The sequence below is a fragment of the Vibrio sp. SBT000027 genome (assembly GCF_963894355.1).
GTDB lineage: Bacteria > Pseudomonadota > Gammaproteobacteria > Enterobacterales > Vibrionaceae > Vibrio > Vibrio splendidus.
This window is the reverse complement of record NZ_CAWQGD010000004.1, coordinates 745,807-764,390: the sequence shown is the minus strand read 5'-3', so window position 1 is coordinate 764,390 and position 18,584 is coordinate 745,807. Positions and strand designations below refer to the sequence as shown.

Genomic DNA, 18,584 nt, shown 5'->3' with positions numbered 1-18,584 from the left:
CAGTTTCTAACTGATTAACTTTTAGCGCCTTTCTTCGCGTAAGTCTTCTTCCTTGTCCCACCGCCTTTACGGCGCTTGAATGCTGGTCTTTCAACTTTAGGAAGATGACGCAGGGATTCAGGGACTTCACCTGTTTTTACCTTACCCATTAAGCCATCGATCTTACTTTCTAGCGCTTGCATGAAGGGTTGATACGCTTGGTTTCGCTCAGCCATACCTTGCAACTGATGCTCCCAGTGAGCCGTCATGTCGGGAAAGGTCGAGTCCCCAGGTAAAGCATTAATCAAACCTCTACCTGCAGGGCTACTATGGATGCTTTTACCTTGTCGCGTTAACAGTTGTCTCTTGAACAAAGTATCTAGAATACCCGCTCGGGTTGCTTCCGTTCCAAGGCCATCGGTCTCTTTCAAAATGGCTTTAAGGTCTTTGTTCGCGACAAAGCGCGCGATACCTGTCATCGCTTGTAGCAAGGTCGCTTCCGTGAAGTGCTTTGGTGGTTCGGTTTTCTTATCACCAATAATACCTTCACGACACGTCAACACGGTTCCTTTATCCAATGGAGGAACCGTATCCGTACCATCACCTTTTTCTTCAGTGTCCGTTTTCCCCATCAACACCTTCCAGCCCGGGTGGATAAGCTGACGTCCTTTAGCGATGAACACGCCACCAGCGATATCAAAAACCAGCTTAGCATCGGCAAAAACCGCAGGTGGATAGAATTGCATTAGATACTGGCGAGCGATTTGCTGATAGATTTTCATCTCGTTGGCAGACAGGCCGTTCACCGATGATTTCTTCGGTGTTGGGATTATCGCGTGGTGAGCATCGACCTTGCTGTCGTTCCATGCTTTGGATTTAAGAGAAAGATCCGCACCTTGAGCACCACTTTGCAGCTCTTTCGCATTGTTAGCGATAGCATCCACGACCGACTCTCTTTGTGAGTAGTGATCTTTAGGTAGATAGCGGCTGTCAGAACGCGGGTAAGTGATGAGTTTGTGTTTCTCGTACAACGACTGACAGGTGTCCAACACCTGCTGAGCACTCATACCAAAACGTTTAGACGCATCAATCTGCAAAGCTGACAGCGAGTAAGGCAGTGGCGCAGCTTGTTTACTTTGCTTTTGCTCTGATTCCGTCACCGTCGCGGGTTGATTCGCAATTCGGTTAGCAACGTTCTCAACCAATTTTCGATTGAGCACCCGGCCTTCTTCATCTTGCCATGGCTTACATGCTTCGCTTGGTTTCCAACGCGCTCGAATATCAAAGCACTGGCCGTTGTTTTGGTAAGGGATCAGCGCATGCAGAGTGAAGTAATCTTTCGGAATGAAGTTTTCGATCTCTTCATCACGCCTTACGACCAAACCAAGTACAGGCGTTTGCACTCGCCCTACCGACAACACGCCTTGGTAACCCGCCTTTTGACCAAGCAAGGTGTAAGCTCGGGTCATGTTCATGCCATACAGCCAATCGGCTCTAGAGCGTGCTAAAGCAGAAATAGACAATGGAATAAAGTCTCGGTTACTGCGCATCTGAGAGAGCGCACGCTTTACCGCTGGTAAGTTCAAATCGCTGATCAGCAGCCTGTCCATCGACTCTTTCTTGGCCTTAGACACCTTGCAGTAATCGATCACTTCATCCACCAGCAGCTGCCCTTCTCTATCCGGGTCACCCGCATGGACAATTTGGGTCGCGTCTTTCAATAGCTTTCGGATCACCGTGAGCTGTTTGCTGGAAGTCTTGCGTGGTCTTAGTTGCCATTGCTCTGGCACGATAGGAAGATCGGCTAAGTTCCACTTCTTATAACGGTCGTCATAAGCGTCTGGCTCAACCTGCTCCAATAAGTGTCCAATACACCAAGTCACCACATCCCCATTACCACATTTGATAAACCCTTGGTCTTTCTTCTGTGGATTCGGTAGTGCGGCGGCAATCGCGCGGCCGAGGCTTGGTTTTTCAGCAATAATAAGGCGAGACATGTTTTTCCAGATGCTACAAACAATTAGGGACACATTATCTAATTCCTACCCCGCCAAGAATCAGCATGACAGACTGTAAAAGGTAATGCAGGTGAGTTTAATTACTTAGACCCTGATTTTATTGATTATCTAACGGGAATGATACCCATATAACAGACTTTATAACCTATGGACGTGTTTCGACTAAGACACAGTTGAACGATGGAAAACTATGTAAGCAAATCCAATTCTCTCCCGATCAGAAGATAATCGATGAGCACAACGGACGTATTGTTAACGAATACTTCGATGCAGGGCTATCTGTGTACAAGGGTGAACACATGGCTGATGGTGGGGTATTGAAGGAAATCTATGATGATGTACTTAACGACCATTACAAACGTGGTACAGCGCTCTTGATGTACTCATCAGATCGATTCAGCCGACAAGAACCAGAGCAAACTGCAAACTACAAACTACTTCACTGATTTAAACTGGAAGGCGTTTTGATATGGACATACATTGATGGGTTTGCAGAAGTACGAGGCCTTGTTACGTAATTCGGACAGAAAACCAAACCGTCTGAAGTTGAGCAATTCTTATACAACATACTGAACTTCAGGCATACCAAACCCTGTAAGCTTGCCCAACGCTTTTATCATGGAGTCGGTTGCCAACCTGAGCATTGTAGTTTCTTAGACTTAACCTCCCGCCTAGTAACTGCTTCACACGATACATGGCTGTTTCAGATAGCGAACGCTTATGATAACCATACCGCTTTTTCCAATTCTTGTTGGAGCCGTAAATCTTTTGGCAACCCACTGCTAAATTGCGAGGATGTCCTTGTTGCCAGAAGGCTGCCACTTATCTTGGTGGGATAAACGGAATGTTAGCCAGCTTAAATACTGAGCCCAGAAAATCTTGTAGTGCTCTCAATGGCATAGAGAAAATGCGTTTTACCATCAATGCGGTAGTAATGGCTAGGTCACTGAATCGACGTGGCCTACCACGCTTACTCTGCTTGCTTTGTTTCCACTCTTTTATAGTTTTTTCATCAATCCAGAAAGTGAGTGTTCCACGCTTGATTAAGGCTTTATTGTACTGTTTCCAGTTAGTTGTTTTATAACAAGGTTTCGGCATAAAGCTACGATGATTGACTGATGTAACCGATCAGATCATAACTTCCTAGTTTAGTTCCATCGAGTTACGCAACAAAGCCATTGCAAGACAACATAAATCAAGTAGTACAAAATTGTTAGGTGCACCATAGGCTTAATAAGGTTCTTGGAGGACTCTGATTGATTACTCAGTTCATCACTAGATAAATTGAAACCAAAGCCTTTTGAAAACCCCGCTTGAGACTCTTAGAACAAGCGGGTAAACACTAGGTTTATAGGGTATTCGTTAGAATGCGTACTGTGTACCCGCACCAATTACAACATCATCCGAAGACGCTGCAAGTGTGCCTGAGGCAGACCAACCAGTATCAACAAAAGAGTGAGCAACACCAACAGAGATAGCAGCTTCTGAACCTGCGTAACCAACACCCGCACCAAATGCTGTCTGACCGTTAGTTACCATTGGACGCGCATTCACTGTCGCAGCGTTAAGTGCTTGTGTTTGGTCAATACGTGTATCAAGGCGGTCAACTTCGTTGAACAGCGTTGCAATGTCTGAAGTGTTTTGTTGGCCTTGTGCATAGATTTCATCAATCTGTGCTTGTTGTTGTGCTGCTTGTTGTGCTGCTGCACGACCTGATTCATTCAGATTGTTACCCGATTCAACAAGTTGTTGTACCGCTTCTTGAACGCGTTCAGGGTCGATACCAACAACAGGCATTTCTTCTTGTGGTGGACGAACGTCTGGAAGTGGAGTAGGTTCAGAATCTTCAATTGGAAGTTTAATTTCTAGCTTCTCATCACGTGCTGCTTGGTTAGCGTCACGCTGTGCTGAAAGTTCTTTAACACGGTTATCAACCTTAGTGTGGAAGTCGTTCTTGTTGATAGTAACGTTTTCGTTAGTGCCGTCTGTATTAACTTTTGTGAATACTAAATCATCACCTTGAACTTCAACACCGTAACCATGTGTATTAGCACGTGCATTGATTTCTGTTAGCCAAGCATCACCATCCCAACCTGAAACTTTGTTGTTAACGTGGTCAACAGCCTTTGCTGAAATTACTGTACCAAGAACCGCTTTGTCTGCTTCGCTTAGGTGCTTAGGCAATTCGATAATAGGAAGAATCGGATCGATAACTACATCAATTGGATCAACACTTGGCAAGCCTTGAGGCGGTAGAACTGGATTAGTGTCGATTGCTAGAGCGTTGAAAGAAGTAGCAGCGATTAGTGTAGCAAGAATTGTCTTTTTCATTTTTGATATACCCTATCTAAAAAATTTAATGTTTGTGTTGCAGTTAGTGCAACGAAATAATGATTTAACGCCAAAAAAACGGTGATACCATTCTCTTGGCACTAATGCGTAATGATACGCAAGCCGTCTAAAATAAAAGGGAACTTAACGCTGCCCCCTTTCTTGTGCCGCCCATTAGATACTTTGCGTAACAATACGCAATACATCTAAAATAAAAGGGGACTTAACGCTGCTCCCCTTTCTTGTGCCGTCCATTTTACACAATGCGTAACAGTACGCAATGCTTTATTTGAAATAATTTAAACTTTATTTTAGAACACTCGTAAGCGATTGATTCATATAGTACATTACTGATTTACCAAGAACAGCTTCCAATGCATCAACAGCTTCTTCTTTAGTCATTGTGTTCTCAAGAACACCAACCATACGATAAACACCCTTCTTTATGTTGTTATCGGTGTTGGTCACAACTGAGTTTTCAATGATCATCTTTATTACCATAGCAAAAAACCAATCATGCATAGCTTCAGCCCATGATTCTATGAACACTTGCTTATTATCAAACTTCAGGTGTTTAGCTAATATAGGTAATATGTGACCGCTTAACGCGTCGCCAAAGTCAGCACGGTGTGGATAGTATCGTTGAATAGAACTATTAGTTGTTTTGAAGTGCTTTGATACACGTTCATAACTGATTGCCTCCCAACCTTCTTCTAAGAAGATTTGAAGTACATAAGCATCAAACGCTTCTTTTTTGCGTTGTCGCTCTTGTGGTGAAATGTAGGCCATTTTTGTATACCATTGTGAAGACCAATGATTAACTATACGCAAAAAGCACCTGAAGGTGCTAATTGTTTTTGTTTGGCAAAAAGCACCCGAAGGTGCTAATTGTTTTTGTTAGAATGTAAAGAATTGATCACCCATTGCAGTTACCCATGAATGAATGCTTTACTTGCTCTCAAATGATCAATGAACAACTACCAATGAAAACACCTTACCTTCCAATGCTCTTCCAAAATCGCGTCTTTGCGGGTAATAGCGTTGAATGCTGCTATTAGTAGTCTTGAAGTATTGGGAGTTATTAAAAACGTTGGCATGGGCTATACGAACGCTTACAGATTGATTTAGATGCAACAGTAAGAATTGTTCACCTATCTGACCTGTTCAAAGTCACAACTGTCAAATCACAACAGGGTAAACGTTCTCTAATGTGGCCCCTAGAAATCAAGGAAAACTGGTTGTTTATACAGTTAGCATTCCACTATTCAAGCTTCAGCTTTCTTTATAAGAACTCGACGAACTTTGAGAAGTCACGTTCTGGCGCTTTCATTGGCGTACAGCCCGGAGTACCCAAATATAGGAAACCAACGATTTCGTCGTCGCCTTCTAGGCCGAAAGCTTGGTGAACTTCAGGGTGGAACATCCACTTACCTGAACGCCAAAAACCTTGGAAACCTTGTGCAACGGCAGCCATTTGCATGGCTTGCGCAGCACAACCTGCAGATAGGTGTTGTTCGAACGCGGGCACTTTTTCGTGCTCAGTTACCTTTGCGATGATAGTGATCACCATCGGTGCTCGAAACGGCGCTTTTTTAACTTTCTCAATGACCGCTTCTTCGCTCTCGTCAGCTTGTGCTGCACGAACCAAAATATCAGAGAGCTTCTGTAACCCTGAGCCTTGTGCGATAACAAAGCGCCATGGTGTCAATGCGCCGTGGTCTGGAGCACGTAAGCCCGCTTTAATGATATTTTCTAACGCCACACCTTCAGGTGCCGGATCAGAGAGTTTTGCGATTGAGCGTCTGTTGAGCAATAGATCCAAAGCATCCATTTGAAGTCCTTACTAATTTTTATTGTTTGTATAATTGAACTGTAGCACAGAACACAAACGATAATAAATCTCAACGGCTGTCTATTTGAAGCAATATTTGAAACGACACTAGAAACAACAAAGGCCCCTAAATCTATGACTTAGGAGCCTTATTTATCTGTCTAGTCCAAGCTCAGTTACCCGTCGAGTTCAGCTTATTGAACTTTCTAATTCAAGCTTATCAAACGAGAACATTCTGTTTGTTGTTAAAGCTTAATCGCCAGCTCAACACCTTGTCGAATCGCACGCACGGCATCCAGTTCACCTGCGTAATCGGCACCGCCTATCACGTGTAGTTTGCCACCAAACTCTTGCCACATGTCTTCGAATGGACGAACTGAAACTTGGCCCGCACACACGATAACGGAATCGGCATCGAGTACCTGATCTTTCTTACCAACGCTGATATGCAGACCTTGGTCGTCAATCTTGTTGTAGCTCACGCCTCCAAGTAAGTTCACACCACGTTTTTCTAATGTGCGTTTATGAATCCAACCTGTAGTCTTACCCGGACCTTTACCGACACGACCCGCTTTACGCTGCATCACCCAAACCGTTTTATCACTGAACGAATCAGGGTAAGGATAAAGTCCACCAGGGTGTTCCATATTCTTATCAATGCCCCACTCATGCAGCCAGTCATCCAAGCTGTGAGAAGTCGGCTCTGTTAGCATAGTTGCCACATCAATACCGATACCACCGGCACCAACAATCGCGACTTTTTCGCCTACTGGTGTCTTTTCTCGAATCAAGGTTTGATAATCGATTACGTTTTCTTGGTCAATCCCTTCAATATCAAGCTTTCTTGGCTCAACACCGGCAGCCATCACGACTTCATCGTACTTCAACAACATCTCAAACGTCGCTTCAGTATCCAGTTTTAAGTTCACGCCTGATGCATCTATTTGATTAGCAAAGTAACGAATCGTTTCTCTGAACTCTTCTTTACCCGGAATCTGCATTGCCAATCTAAATTGTCCACCGATACGGTCATTTTTCTCAATCAGATCAACATTATGACCACGCTGTGCCAACGTCGTCGCGCAGGCTAAACCAGCAGGCCCAGCACCAACCACGGCAATAGTTTTGGTCGCTTGTGCAGGCTGAACAACAATTTCAGTCTCGTAACAAGCACGAGGGTTCACCAAACAACTCGCTCTTTTGCCTTTGAATACGTTATCAAGACAAGCTTGGTTACAACCGATACAGGTGTTAATGAACTGAGCTTGGTCTTGAGCCGCTTTATTAACAAAGTCAGGGTCTGCCAAGAATGGACGAGCCATTGATACCATGTCGGCCTGTCCTGAACTGAGGATACGTTCAGCCTCTTCTGGCGTGTTGATACGGTTACATGTCACCACTGGGATCGACACGTATGGTTTAACTTTTTCCGTCACCCAAGAGAATGCTCCTCTTGGAACTTGTGTCGCAATAGTCGGGACACGAGCTTCATGCCAACCAATACCAGTATTAATAATGGTCACGCCCGCTTCTTCTAGCTTCTGAGCCAAAAGTACAACATCTTCGAACGTGCTGCCTTGCTCAACCAAATCCAGCATCGATAAGCGGAAAATAATGATGAAATCTTTACCCACCGCTTCGCGAATCGATTTAACGATCTCTAGCGGGAAACGCATGCGCTTCTCATAAGAACCGCCCCATTCGTCATAACGCATGTTGGTACGTTTACAGATAAATTGGTTAATCAAGTAGCCTTCAGATCCCATGATCTCAATGCCGTCATAGCCAGCAACCTGAGCTAGTTCTGCACTATTGGCAAAAGCACCGATGGTCTTTTTAATTTGACGAGGGCTCATCTCACTCGGTGCAAACTTAGCGATTGGCGCTTTGATGCCCGAAGCACTTTGCGCGAATGGGTGCATTGCATAGCGGCCAGCATGCAGCAACTGAAGAGCAATTTTACCGCCATGCTTATGCACGGCCTCGGTAACAACTTGGTGAGCTTTTGCGTGCTTAACTTTACTGAACTCAGCACTAAATGGGGTCAATCTGCCACGTAAATTAGGAGAGAAACCACCGGTAACAATAAGGCCAACGCCTCCTTTTGCTCGCTCTTCATAAAACGCGGCAAGCTTGTGGAGGCCTTCTTTATTTTCTTCTAAACCCGTGTGCATTGATCCCATCAATACACGGTTACGTAACTGAGTAAATCCAAGATCGAGTGGTTCGAGTAAATGTGGGTACATGGCAGACATCACTTCTATTATTATATCCTTGTGGTCTGACCACAATATAACTCAATCACCAAAAGTTCAAACAACCGTTTACATTTTTGTAACACCGATCATAATGCAGGACGCATTAATCGTTCAAAAGTCCTTAATCTGTCTACACTTAATGAGAATATATATCGATTAACAATTCTTGGTGTAGTTTGAGCTAGGGAATTATCGTAGGATACTAAGCAGTTCATATTATTGAGATTAATAGTACTGTTGCTTGTTAAAGCCACGTGATCTCACTGCGGAGACATAATGAAAAAGATATTCAAATTTATAGGTATGATCTTTAAAGGGATTTGGAAGCTCATCACGTTTGTGCGTCTTGCGCTCGTTAACCTCTTCTTTTTACTCAGTATCGCCATCATCTACTTTGTATACTTCCACTCAGACACAACTCAGCCCACTGTTCCACAGGAATCGGCTTTAGTACTTAACTTGTCTGGTCCTATCGTGGAGCAAAGTCGCTATATCAACCCGATGGATTCGGTCACAGGTTCACTACTTGGCAAAGACCTTCCGAAAGAGAACGTCCTGTTTGATATTGTTGAAACGATTCGCTACGCCAAAGACGATGACAACGTTACTGGTATCGTTTTAGCACTCAAAGAACTGCCAGAAACCAATCTGACCAAGCTTCGCTACATTGCTAAAGCGCTTAACGAGTTCAAAGCAACTGGCAAACCAATTTATGCGGTGGGTGACTTTTACAACCAAAGCCAATACTACCTAGCCAGCTACGCAACTAAAGTCTTCCTGTCACCAGATGGTGGGGTTCTTCTTAAAGGCTACAGCGCTTATTCGCTTTACTACAAAACGTTATTAGAGAAGCTAGACGTCAACACGCACGTGTTCCGTGTTGGTACCTATAAGTCAGCTATCGAGCCTTTCATTCGTGACGACATGTCAGATGCAGCGAAAGAATCTGCTTCTCGTTGGTTAGGCCAATTATGGGGCGCATACGTTGATGACGTGAGCAACAACCGTCAGATCGACGCGAAAACGCTGAACCCAAGCATGGACTCTTTCTTAAAAGACCTTGAGTCGGTTGATGGCGATATCGCAAAACTGGCAGAGAAGCTTGGTTTAGTTGACGAACTGGCAACTCGCCAGCAAGTACGACTAGAGCTTGCTGACGTCTTCGGCAGTGATGGTCAAGACAGCTATAACGCGTTTGGATACTACGAGTACCGTACAACCATGCTTCCAGACCTAACCAGTGAATCGCACGATGTTGCTGTGATTGTTGCTAGCGGCGCAATTATGGATGGTAAGCAGCCACGTGGCACCGTTGGTGGCGACACCACAGCAGCACTACTTCGCCAAGCGCGCAACGACGACAAAGTAAAAGCCGTTGTACTTCGTGTAGACAGCCCAGGTGGTAGCGCATTTGCTTCAGAAGTGATTCGCAATGAAATAGAAGCGATCAAGCAAGCGGGCAAGCCGGTTGTTGTCTCTATGTCTAGCCTTGCCGCTTCGGGTGGTTACTGGATCTCGATGGGTGCGGACAAGATCCTGGCTCAACCAACAACCTTAACTGGTTCTATTGGTATCTTTAGTGTTATCACAACTTTCGAAAAAGGGTTGAACGATATTGGTGTTTACACTGATGGCGTTGGTACGTCGCCTTTCTCTGGTCTTGGTATTACGACTGGGCTTAGCGACGGCGCGAAAGATGCGTTCCAAATGGGCATTGAAAACGGTTACCGCCGATTCATTAGCCTAGTTGGAGAGAATCGCGGCATGGAAGTCGATGCTGTCGACAAGATCGCTCAAGGCCGAGTATGGACTGGCCAAGATGCAATCCAGAAAGGTCTAGTCGATGAAATTGGTGATTTTGATGATGCGATTGCGGCAGCGGCTTCACTTGCAGAGCTTGAAACCTACAACATCTACTGGGTAGAAGAACCACTTTCAACGACTGAACAATTTATTCAAGAATTTATGAATCAAGTTCAGATGTCGATAGGCTTTGATATCCAATCAATGATTCCAAGCAGTTTACAACCTGTTACTCAGCAGTTAGCTCAAGATAGCCAGCTGTTAGGCAACTTTAACGACCCACAAGGCCGATACGCTTTTTGCTTAAATTGCCAAGTTCAATAAGATAAGGCTAACGCTTTGTTATCAAGAGGTGCCTCTGTGTGAGGCGCCTCTTTTTATTGCATGATAATTCGCTATAATCGCCCCCCTGTTCCCTATATCACACTAAGTATTAATCGCCATGGAAAGAAAACACATCTATATCGCGTATACCGGCGGCACAATTGGCATGCAGAAGTCTTTGGACCACGGCTATGTCCCAGTCGCAGGTTTTATGGATAAGCAGCTAGCTGGCATGCCTGAATTCCATCGCCCAGAAATGCCTGAGTACACCATTCATGAATACTCTCCATTAATGGACTCTTCAGATATGACGCCACTTGATTGGCAGACTATCGCTGATGATATTCGCGCGAACTACGATAAGTACGATGGTTTCGTTATCCTACACGGTACAGACACAATGGCTTACACCGCCTCTGCTCTGTCTTTCATGCTGGAAAACCTCGGCAAACCTGTGATTGTTACGGGCTCTCAGATCCCATTGGCAGAGTTACGTTCAGACGGACAAGCAAACCTGCTGAACGCTCTGCACATTGCAGCGAACTACCCGATCAACGAAGTGACACTGTTCTTCAACAACAAGTTGATGCGCGGTAACCGCAGCACAAAATCACACGCAGATGGCTTCAATGCGTTTACCTCTCCAAACCTAACCCCATTGCTAGAAGCGGGTATCAATATCCAGATCAGCAATAACGTTAAGGTAAACGAGCAACCTGAAGGTGCTTTCAAGGTTCATAACATTACTCCGCAACCCATCGGTGTAATCACTATGTACCCAGGCATCTCACATGAGGTGATTCGCAACACACTACTACAGCCTGTTAACGCAATGATTTTGCTTACTTTTGGTGTTGGTAACGCACCACAAAATCAAGAGTTACTTCAGCACTTAAAAGATGCATCAGAACGAGGTGTGATTGTAGTGAACCTAACTCAGTGTTTGGCGGGTAAAGTCAATATGGGTGGTTACGCGACGGGTTGTGCACTAGCAGAATCTGGAGTTGTCAGTGGTTACGATATGACACCAGAAGCGGCACTGGCGAAGTTACATTACCTGTTGAGCCAAAACTTAAGCTACGAACAAGTGAAGGATCAAATGCAACAAGTGTTGCGCGGTGAGATGAGTTTATAAGCTTGTTCAGCTAGAGGTTTAGAGCTATAGGTTCAGAGGTTTAGCTATGGGGTTAGCTATACGTTTAACCAAAACCTTCGCATTAACCCAGTCGTTTCATGGGTATCGCAGGCGTTTAACGTGAACTAAATCGTTTTATTGCTTATAAATAAACGGCTTAACAGTTAAAGGGGTGGCACAGTGCCACCCCTTTGTGTAATTTAAGTCTAATGATTCGGGTTAACCCTAACAATATCTTCTTGGTCTGACTTAAATTGCTTCTTAAGCTCAGACTTAGATTTAAAGCTAATATCACCACCAGCTGCAATTGTCATATGTTGAGCTTCGGAGTTATGTTTAGATTGATATAACATAACTGCTTGCATACACGAGTCGCGCTGTTCTTTAGAGAGCGCCGTACCTTCTGGCCATTTACCCGTCTCAACGGCGTAAGTTAAACGTTCGTAGACCTCGGGTGTCATTGCGCTAAGAAGTTGTTCTGCATCCATGATAAAGCCTTAGTTTTAACAATTTTCACCAGAAAATAACCCGTAACAGAATTGAGTCAAGAACCTGACCGATAATAAGTGCATTCGATCACAAGTGAAGGAATATGAAAATGATGAAACGGTTGGCGATCAGCCTATTACCTTTCACTCTGGTTGGGTGTCTTGAAGGAAATAAAAATACCGATCAACTCTGTCAAAGTAATCCGGGGCTGCAGTGTGAGGAATTGAACATGAACGATGGGCAATGTCGCGTCGCACGTACCGACCTCATCTGGCATCGATTTGAAGTTCAGAAGCAACCCTCCGAAGCCAATAAGATTAAAGAGTTCAAGTTAGTCACTGCGTACAAAAAGTGCCTAGAGCTTGCGGCGCAGATCGAGACGATTGATCAATCTAAGCTGCAAGAGCGTCGCTTTACTTCTTTAATGCACAGCATCGAAGAGTCTGAGCGTATTGTAGATGAACTATCACAATCCAATACACCGGAAACGCTTTACTTCTTGTGGTCACAAACCGGGGACACCAACGCCAGACGCAGTTTCCTACAACTAGAAGGGAAAGAAGCGTTAAATACGGCAGAAATGCAATATGCCTTAGCCACCTTCTATACCACCCGCGATCATGCAAAAACGCTTAAGCTACTCAATAATGCGTTAACGCTTTCAAATGGTTCGGTCGTCAACACTGAAATCTTCAAGTCGATGGCCAGTATCAACCACAGCCTTGGTCATATGGAAAAAGCGTATGTGTGGGCAATGGTTGCCAAAGACTTTGATGTGCCCATTGCTTCTGAAGCAGAGCTCACTGTGCTGTATCGTTTCGACAAACCTCAATACAAGCAATTCAATGATGATGCTGAAAAGATTGTCGAAGCCATTGAAGACGGCGTTTACACCGCGTCTATAGTGCCGAACTATTAGTTTTGATTTCTTCATGCACAAAAAAAACAGCTACTTCATGGTAGCTGTTTTTATTTGTACTAGAGTTAATTCTGAAATCTTGGGTTGTTCAATAGTCCTTAATCGACAAGTACGACCTGTAAGGATTAAACAATTGTGACAAGTTATTTCGTACTTTTGTCATTTTTGTTGAAAATTAACGACACAGAATTAACACAGAATCGCTCACCTGTTGTCTGTGGGCCATCAGGAAAAACGTGACCTAAATGGCTATCACAAGCAGTACAACGGATCTCCACACGCTTCATTCCGTGACTTAGATCTTCTATATAGCGTACTGCTTCATCATTCACTGGGGCATCAAAGCTTGGCCAACCGCACCCTGAGTCATATTTGTTATCCGACAGAAACAAAGGGCTTTCACAGCATGTGCAGCTATAGACACCAGTGTTATGGTTGTGCAGTAACTTACCGCTATATGGGGCTTCAGTACCACGTTCACGGCACACAGCAAATTCGTCGTCCGTTAGGCGCTCACGCCAGTATTCATCAGGCTTTATCATATTCCCTCCCTTTTGAACCACGTTAATATCTCTCCACATTCTCTGTTATTATATTTACTTTTTTCTATAAAGGCTTGCATATCAGTCGTTTTGTAGCACATACTTTCTCACCAGGAAACATTGTACATATACACTCATAAGTGAATCATCATTTAGGGGTATTTTACCCAACTGGAAGGGTACAGAGCCACTTGCAATGGTCAATTTTCAACCACTTACGCCCAATTGTTAAGAAAAGCGGCGCTTTTTTTTGACATTAAACAAGTTAAGTCGGATTATCTATTGCAGATGTATACTGGATTCTGTAATTTTACTACCAGTTATCTTTAATCAGAAATTAAGTTGTGGAGCAACTACAATGACTATCAAAGTAGGTATTAACGGTTTTGGCCGTATCGGCCGTTTCGTATTCCGCGCAGCTCAAGAGCGTGCAGACATCGAAGTAGTAGGTATTAACGATCTAATCGACGTAGAGTACATGGCATACATGCTTAAGTACGACTCAACTCACGGCCGTTTCAACGGTACTGTTGAAGTTGAAGGCGGTAACCTAATCGTTAACGGTAAAACTGTACGTGTTACAGCTGAGCGTAACCCAGAAGATCTTAAGTGGGATGCTATCGAAGTAGACGTAGTTGCTGAAGCAACTGGTCTTTTCCTAACTGACGAGACTGCACGTAAGCACATCACTGCTGGCGCTAAGAAAGTAGTTCTTACTGGTCCTTCTAAAGATGCAACTCCAATGTTCGTAATGGGCGTTAACCAAGCATCTTACGCTGGTCAAGACATCGTTTCTAACGCTTCTTGTACTACTAACTGTCTTGCACCTATCGCTAAAGTACTTAACGATAAGTGGGGCATTGAGTCTGGTCTTATGACTACAGTTCACGCTACTACAGCAACTCAAAAAACTGTAGATGGCCCTTCTGCTAAAGACTGGCGCGGTGGCCGTGGTGCTTCTCAAAACATCATCCCATCTTCAACTGGTGCTGCTAAAGCTGTAGGCGTTGTTCTTCCAGAACTAAACGGCCTTCTAACTGGTATGGCTTTCCGTGTACCAACTGCTAACGTATCTGTAGTTGACCTAACTGTTAACCTAAAAGCATCTGCATCTTACGAAGAAATTTGTGCTGCAATGAAAGAAGCTTCTGAAGGCGAAATGGCTGGCGTTCTTGGTTACACTGAAGACCAAGTAGTATCACAAGATTTCATCGGTGAAGTTCAAACTTCAGTATTCGATGCTAAAGCTGGTGTTGCTCTAACTGACAAATTCGTTAAAGTTGTATCTTGGTACGACAACGAAATCGGTTACTCAAACAAAGTTCTTGACCTAATCGCTCACATCTCTAAGTAATTTCTTTTTAGAAATAGCTTTAGATAAGCATTAGCGAAGACTGTTTTGAGCAGACTTTGAAAAAGGCGACCTTAGTGTCGCCTTTTTAATACCCGCTATCTTTTAAACGGCTTCGCCCCCGATCGCCAAAATGCCTTGGCTAGTCACACACTAAAACTTAAGCTAAACCTAAACCTAAAACTTAAGTCAAAACGCAAAATTTAATTCCAATACTGGCTCTGCTTGTCACTCATAAAATCACAAGCACTGTTCTAGCCAGCATTTGAATTCAATTTCCTTAGAAGGATCATGTAATGGATTTATCTACTCTAACTACACTGACAGTACTTTCTGACAACGTGACTATCGTTGAACACGAAGGTGTAAAATTGGTTCGCGTTATCCACGATAAAGCAAACGCAGCCATTTCATTGTTTGGAGGCCATGTGGTGTCATTCCAACCACAAGGTCAACAAGACCTTATTTGGATGAGCCAACAAGCTAAATTCGATGGAAAAACAGCCTTACGTGGTGGTATTCCAGTATGTTGGCCTTGGTTTGGTCGCATTGCAGCACCGGCACATGGCTTTGCACGTTCAAGCGAATGGCAATTAGTTGAGCACCGTGAAAGCGAAGCTGGCGTGATTGTAAGCCTAGGCCTAAAGCCGAATGAAGAAACTCTGGCAGTATGGCCGCATCAGTTCGATGCACGTTTAAATGTTGAGATTGGTGACCAACTAAAAGTAACTTTGGATGTGAAAAACACAGATTCACAACCATGGACTTTCTCTGGAGCACTACACACTTACCTAAACGTTGGTGATATTCATAACACAACTACAACCGGTATGGGTGCTGAGTACATTGATAGCCTGCAAGGTGGCAAGATCTGTCAAGGTGGTTCTGAACTGGTACTAACCGACACGATTGACCGCGTTTACACGCAACCAGAAGCGCAAATCTTTGTTGCTGACAAAAAGCTGGATCGCACGCTAACGGTTGAGAACCACGGTCATAACTCTGCAGTATTGTGGAACCCGTGGGCTGAAGGCGCTGCTGGTATGGGCGACATGCAAGACGACGGTTACCTAACCATGATGTGTGTAGAATCAACACTGCACGCACCAAGCCTAGAAGCAGGCAAAACGCTACAGCCTGGCGAAAGTCACCAGCTGATTACGGTGATTTCTTCAAACTAGGCCTCTAGCGAGTTTAATTAGACAAAAAATGCAGCTCATAAAGCTGCATTTTTTATTGCCCCTAACCTTACACGTACCGTCCAGTAATCAACATCTTAACACAAGCCAGTAGTCCATCGCCTCTCCGTTTAAACCCACGCCACGTGGTTCTCATCACTCTAGTTTATAAATATAACTATCAATTCATTAATTATTATCAATTACTGCCGATAAATAAGTACCTATGATAGAAAGCTCAATAACAAACTTCCTTAAAACCACTTAACAACACCTCAATGAAGACAGGATAGTGAATTCATGTTCGAGAAATACAAAAATCAAAGTGTTGGCTTCCAACTTAAGTTGGTCATTTTGCTGTGCTTGCTTATCGCCTTTGGTTCCATTGCAACACTCGTGTACCGCAATGCCTCACAGGTATTATTAGACAACACGTTAAAAGAACACCAATCCAAAGTAGAAGCGATGGCCAAAACCATCTCTGGTCAGTTTGATGCTTACCTGCATACCGCTAAAGTTTTAGAATCCACTTTTCGTAACGGCTACCTAGCAGGTGTTTATGTTGAAAGTTATGACGTTGAGTTCAACGGTCATTCTATTCCTAACATGACTCAATACGGTGAGAGCCTAATCAACGACACCAAACTGGTTGATAGCTTTACTCGCGACACCGGCGCCGTAGCGACTCTATTTGCCCCATTTGGCGACGACTTTATTCGTGTCTCGACTTCTCTTAAAAAGCCTTCAGGCGAACGAGTTGTTGCGACCACGCTAGGGAAAAATCATCCAGGCTATAGCAAGCTCAAAAATGGCCAGCCTTATTACTCGCAAGTTAAGCTCTTCGGCCAACGTTACATCACCTACTATGCGCCTTTGACCAATGCTCAAGGCAAAGTAAACGGTATCTCTTTCATTGGTCTGCCAGTAGAAGAGGCGACTCAAAGCCTGTTTGAATCTCTACGCTCGGTTTCTTGGGGGGATACGGGATACACCATCATTGTTGATAACGAGAAAGAGCATCAAGGCCAGTACTTACTGCACCCTACTAACGTTGGCGGTGGTAAATCGATTGTTGATGTTGCTGACTATGACGGCAACAAACCTTTCTATCAGATCTTTGAACAGCAATCCGGTTTGATTCTCTACCCTTTTGAGTACCAAGGAACGGTAGGTGAAAAATATCTCGTCTACACTGAAGTTCCTGGGTGGGATTGGAAACTGCTTGGCGGTACTTTTATCAAGGAAGTGACCAAGGGCAGTGATGAACTGTTGAAGCTCATCGCTATTATTGCCACCTTGATTGCTGCCGCTACCATCGTCGCGTTAACCTTCGTTTTAAACCGTACACTGACGCCACTAACGACGTTAAACGAGTACATGCTGCGTTTAGGAAAAGGCGAAGTAAGCCTGCATATCCCAAACAATGGCAAGCAGACGAAAAACGAGATCAGCAACCTAAATACCGGCGTTGCAAACATGGCTGCTCAATTAAATACACTCGTTGGAGAAATTCGTACGACCAGTGATCAAGTACAAAACAGTTCTAGCAGTGTGTCACAGGATGCTAGCCACAACCTGAGCCAATCTGACCGCCAACAAGCACAGGTTGAGCAAGTCGTTACCGCCATTGAAGAGATGGCTACCTCGGCAGAATCTGTAGCGCAGCAAGTGAATAGCATTGCTGAAAATGTTCGCCTTGCAAATGAAGACAGCCAGAAAGGTTTAGAAGTCGTTGAAGGTGTGTGTATTGATGTTGCCCAGCTGAATGATCAATTAGACAAGTCAGCATCGGCCATCGAGCAAGTGAGTTCTGATAGCGAAAGCATTCAAACCGTCACTAAGATGATTGATGACATCGCAGAACAAACCAACTTACTTGCGTTGAACGCTGCGATAGAAGCAGCACGTGCGGGTGATCAGGGTCGTGGTTTTGCCGTTGTCGCTGACGAAGTAAGAACATTGGCTCATCGTACTCAAACGTCAGTGCAAGACGTAGTGAGCATCATCGAGAAGTTGAAATCTTCCACTAACAATGCCGTAAACCTGATGACACAAAGCCAATCGAATGCCAACCAAGTACTCGATAAAGCGCAAGAAGCCGGTACGGCTCTAGAGTCGATTGCCTCTCAAGTTGAATCTATTGCTTCTCAAGCTGAAACCATCGCTGCGACATCAGAAGAGCAAGCTCAGGTTTCTCAAGAAATAGCAGCGAACGCACATGCGATCAGCGACCTCAACCAGCAGAGCCGTGAAACGAGCGCTAAGACCTCTCACAGTGCTGATGAACTTCAAAAACAAGCTGAGTCGTTAAAGAACCAAGTTAACTTCTTTAGCTAGAAGCCGAGTTCACTGTTTCTATCAGTGACTTGCTCATAACCAATAGAGCCAACCATACGTTGGCTCTATCTCTTCACTAACTGGCTATA

At 44.3% G+C, this 18,584-nt stretch carries 14 protein-coding genes and 1 pseudogene; 7 read left to right on the top strand and 8 right to left on the bottom strand.

Annotation, left to right across the window (positions count from 1 at the left end; all coding sequences use genetic code 11):
• Positions 1–14: 14 nt before the first annotated feature.
• Positions 15–1,976 (bottom strand): DNA topoisomerase III, encoded by a 1,962-nt coding sequence (locus tag AACU28_RS13375; protein WP_121603056.1) that lies wholly within the window; start codon positions 1,974–1,976, stop codon positions 15–17.
• 194 nt (positions 1,977–2,170) lie between these two features.
• On the opposite strand from AACU28_RS13375, the gene AACU28_RS13370 reads away from it, so the two are divergent.
• Positions 2,171–2,443, top strand: a complete 273-nt coding sequence (locus AACU28_RS13370; protein WP_121603055.1) for a hypothetical protein — start codon at positions 2,171–2,173, stop codon at positions 2,441–2,443.
• Between the two features lie 111 nt (positions 2,444–2,554).
• Here the strand turns inward: AACU28_RS13370 and AACU28_RS13365 are convergent.
• From AACU28_RS13365 to AACU28_RS13345, 5 genes and pseudogenes are all read right to left on the bottom strand, one after another.
• Positions 2,555–3,095 (bottom strand): annotated as a pseudogene (locus AACU28_RS13365) (transposase).
• Positions 3,096–3,359: 264 nt separating this feature from the next.
• Positions 3,360–4,328 (bottom strand): YadA C-terminal domain-containing protein, encoded by a 969-nt coding sequence (locus tag AACU28_RS13360; RefSeq protein WP_121603054.1) that lies wholly within the window; start codon positions 4,326–4,328, stop codon positions 3,360–3,362.
• A gap of 306 nt (positions 4,329–4,634) precedes the next feature.
• Entirely contained in the window at positions 4,635–5,117 is a 483-nt protein-coding gene (locus tag AACU28_RS13355; RefSeq protein WP_121603053.1) for a hypothetical protein, read from the bottom strand.
• A gap of 493 nt (positions 5,118–5,610) precedes the next feature.
• Positions 5,611–6,159 (bottom strand): NAD(P)H nitroreductase, encoded by a 549-nt coding sequence (locus AACU28_RS13350; RefSeq protein WP_004734087.1) that lies wholly within the window; start codon positions 6,157–6,159, stop codon positions 5,611–5,613.
• A gap of 245 nt (positions 6,160–6,404) precedes the next feature.
• On the bottom strand, positions 6,405–8,414 hold the full coding sequence (locus AACU28_RS13345) for an NADPH-dependent 2,4-dienoyl-CoA reductase (protein WP_004734088.1): 2,010 nt from the start codon (positions 8,412–8,414) through the stop codon (positions 6,405–6,407).
• 279 nt (positions 8,415–8,693) lie between these two features.
• On the opposite strand from AACU28_RS13345, the gene sppA reads away from it, so the two are divergent.
• On the top strand, positions 8,694–10,544 hold the full coding sequence (gene sppA / locus AACU28_RS13340) for a signal peptide peptidase SppA (RefSeq protein WP_004734089.1): 1,851 nt from the start codon (positions 8,694–8,696) through the stop codon (positions 10,542–10,544).
• Between the two features lie 118 nt (positions 10,545–10,662).
• Positions 10,663–11,679: an asparaginase gene (gene ansA / locus AACU28_RS13335; protein WP_004734091.1), complete on the top strand. Its 1,017-nt coding sequence runs from the start codon at positions 10,663–10,665 to the stop codon at positions 11,677–11,679.
• A gap of 206 nt (positions 11,680–11,885) precedes the next feature.
• Here ansA and AACU28_RS13330 read toward each other — a convergent pair whose 3' ends face one another.
• Complete coding sequence (locus AACU28_RS13330; protein ID WP_004734093.1) at positions 11,886–12,167, bottom strand: YeaC family protein; 282 nt, start codon at positions 12,165–12,167, stop codon at positions 11,886–11,888.
• A gap of 113 nt (positions 12,168–12,280) precedes the next feature.
• Between AACU28_RS13330 and AACU28_RS13325 the strand changes: the two genes are divergently transcribed.
• Complete coding sequence (locus AACU28_RS13325; protein WP_029222678.1) at positions 12,281–13,087, top strand: DUF2989 domain-containing protein; 807 nt, start codon at positions 12,281–12,283, stop codon at positions 13,085–13,087.
• A 143-nt stretch (positions 13,088–13,230) separates the two neighbouring features.
• Here AACU28_RS13325 and msrB read toward each other — a convergent pair whose 3' ends face one another.
• The gene (msrB, locus tag AACU28_RS13320) at positions 13,231–13,668 is read right to left on the bottom strand and encodes a peptide-methionine (R)-S-oxide reductase MsrB (protein WP_017079511.1); all 438 of its coding nucleotides are present in this window, start codon (positions 13,666–13,668) and stop codon (positions 13,231–13,233) included.
• A gap of 319 nt (positions 13,669–13,987) precedes the next feature.
• Here msrB and gap point away from each other — a divergent pair, with 319 nt between their 5' ends.
• From gap to AACU28_RS13305, 3 genes are all read left to right on the top strand, one after another.
• Positions 13,988–14,983: a type I glyceraldehyde-3-phosphate dehydrogenase gene (gap, locus tag AACU28_RS13315; RefSeq protein ID WP_026012234.1), complete on the top strand. Its 996-nt coding sequence runs from the start codon at positions 13,988–13,990 to the stop codon at positions 14,981–14,983.
• Between the two features lie 293 nt (positions 14,984–15,276).
• On the top strand, positions 15,277–16,161 hold the full coding sequence (locus tag AACU28_RS13310) for a D-hexose-6-phosphate mutarotase (protein ID WP_121603052.1): 885 nt from the start codon (positions 15,277–15,279) through the stop codon (positions 16,159–16,161).
• 297 nt (positions 16,162–16,458) lie between these two features.
• A complete protein-coding gene (locus AACU28_RS13305; protein WP_102571677.1) occupies positions 16,459–18,495 on the top strand; it encodes a methyl-accepting chemotaxis protein in 2,037 nt (678 codons plus the stop codon).
• Positions 18,496–18,584: the final 89 nt, after the last annotated feature.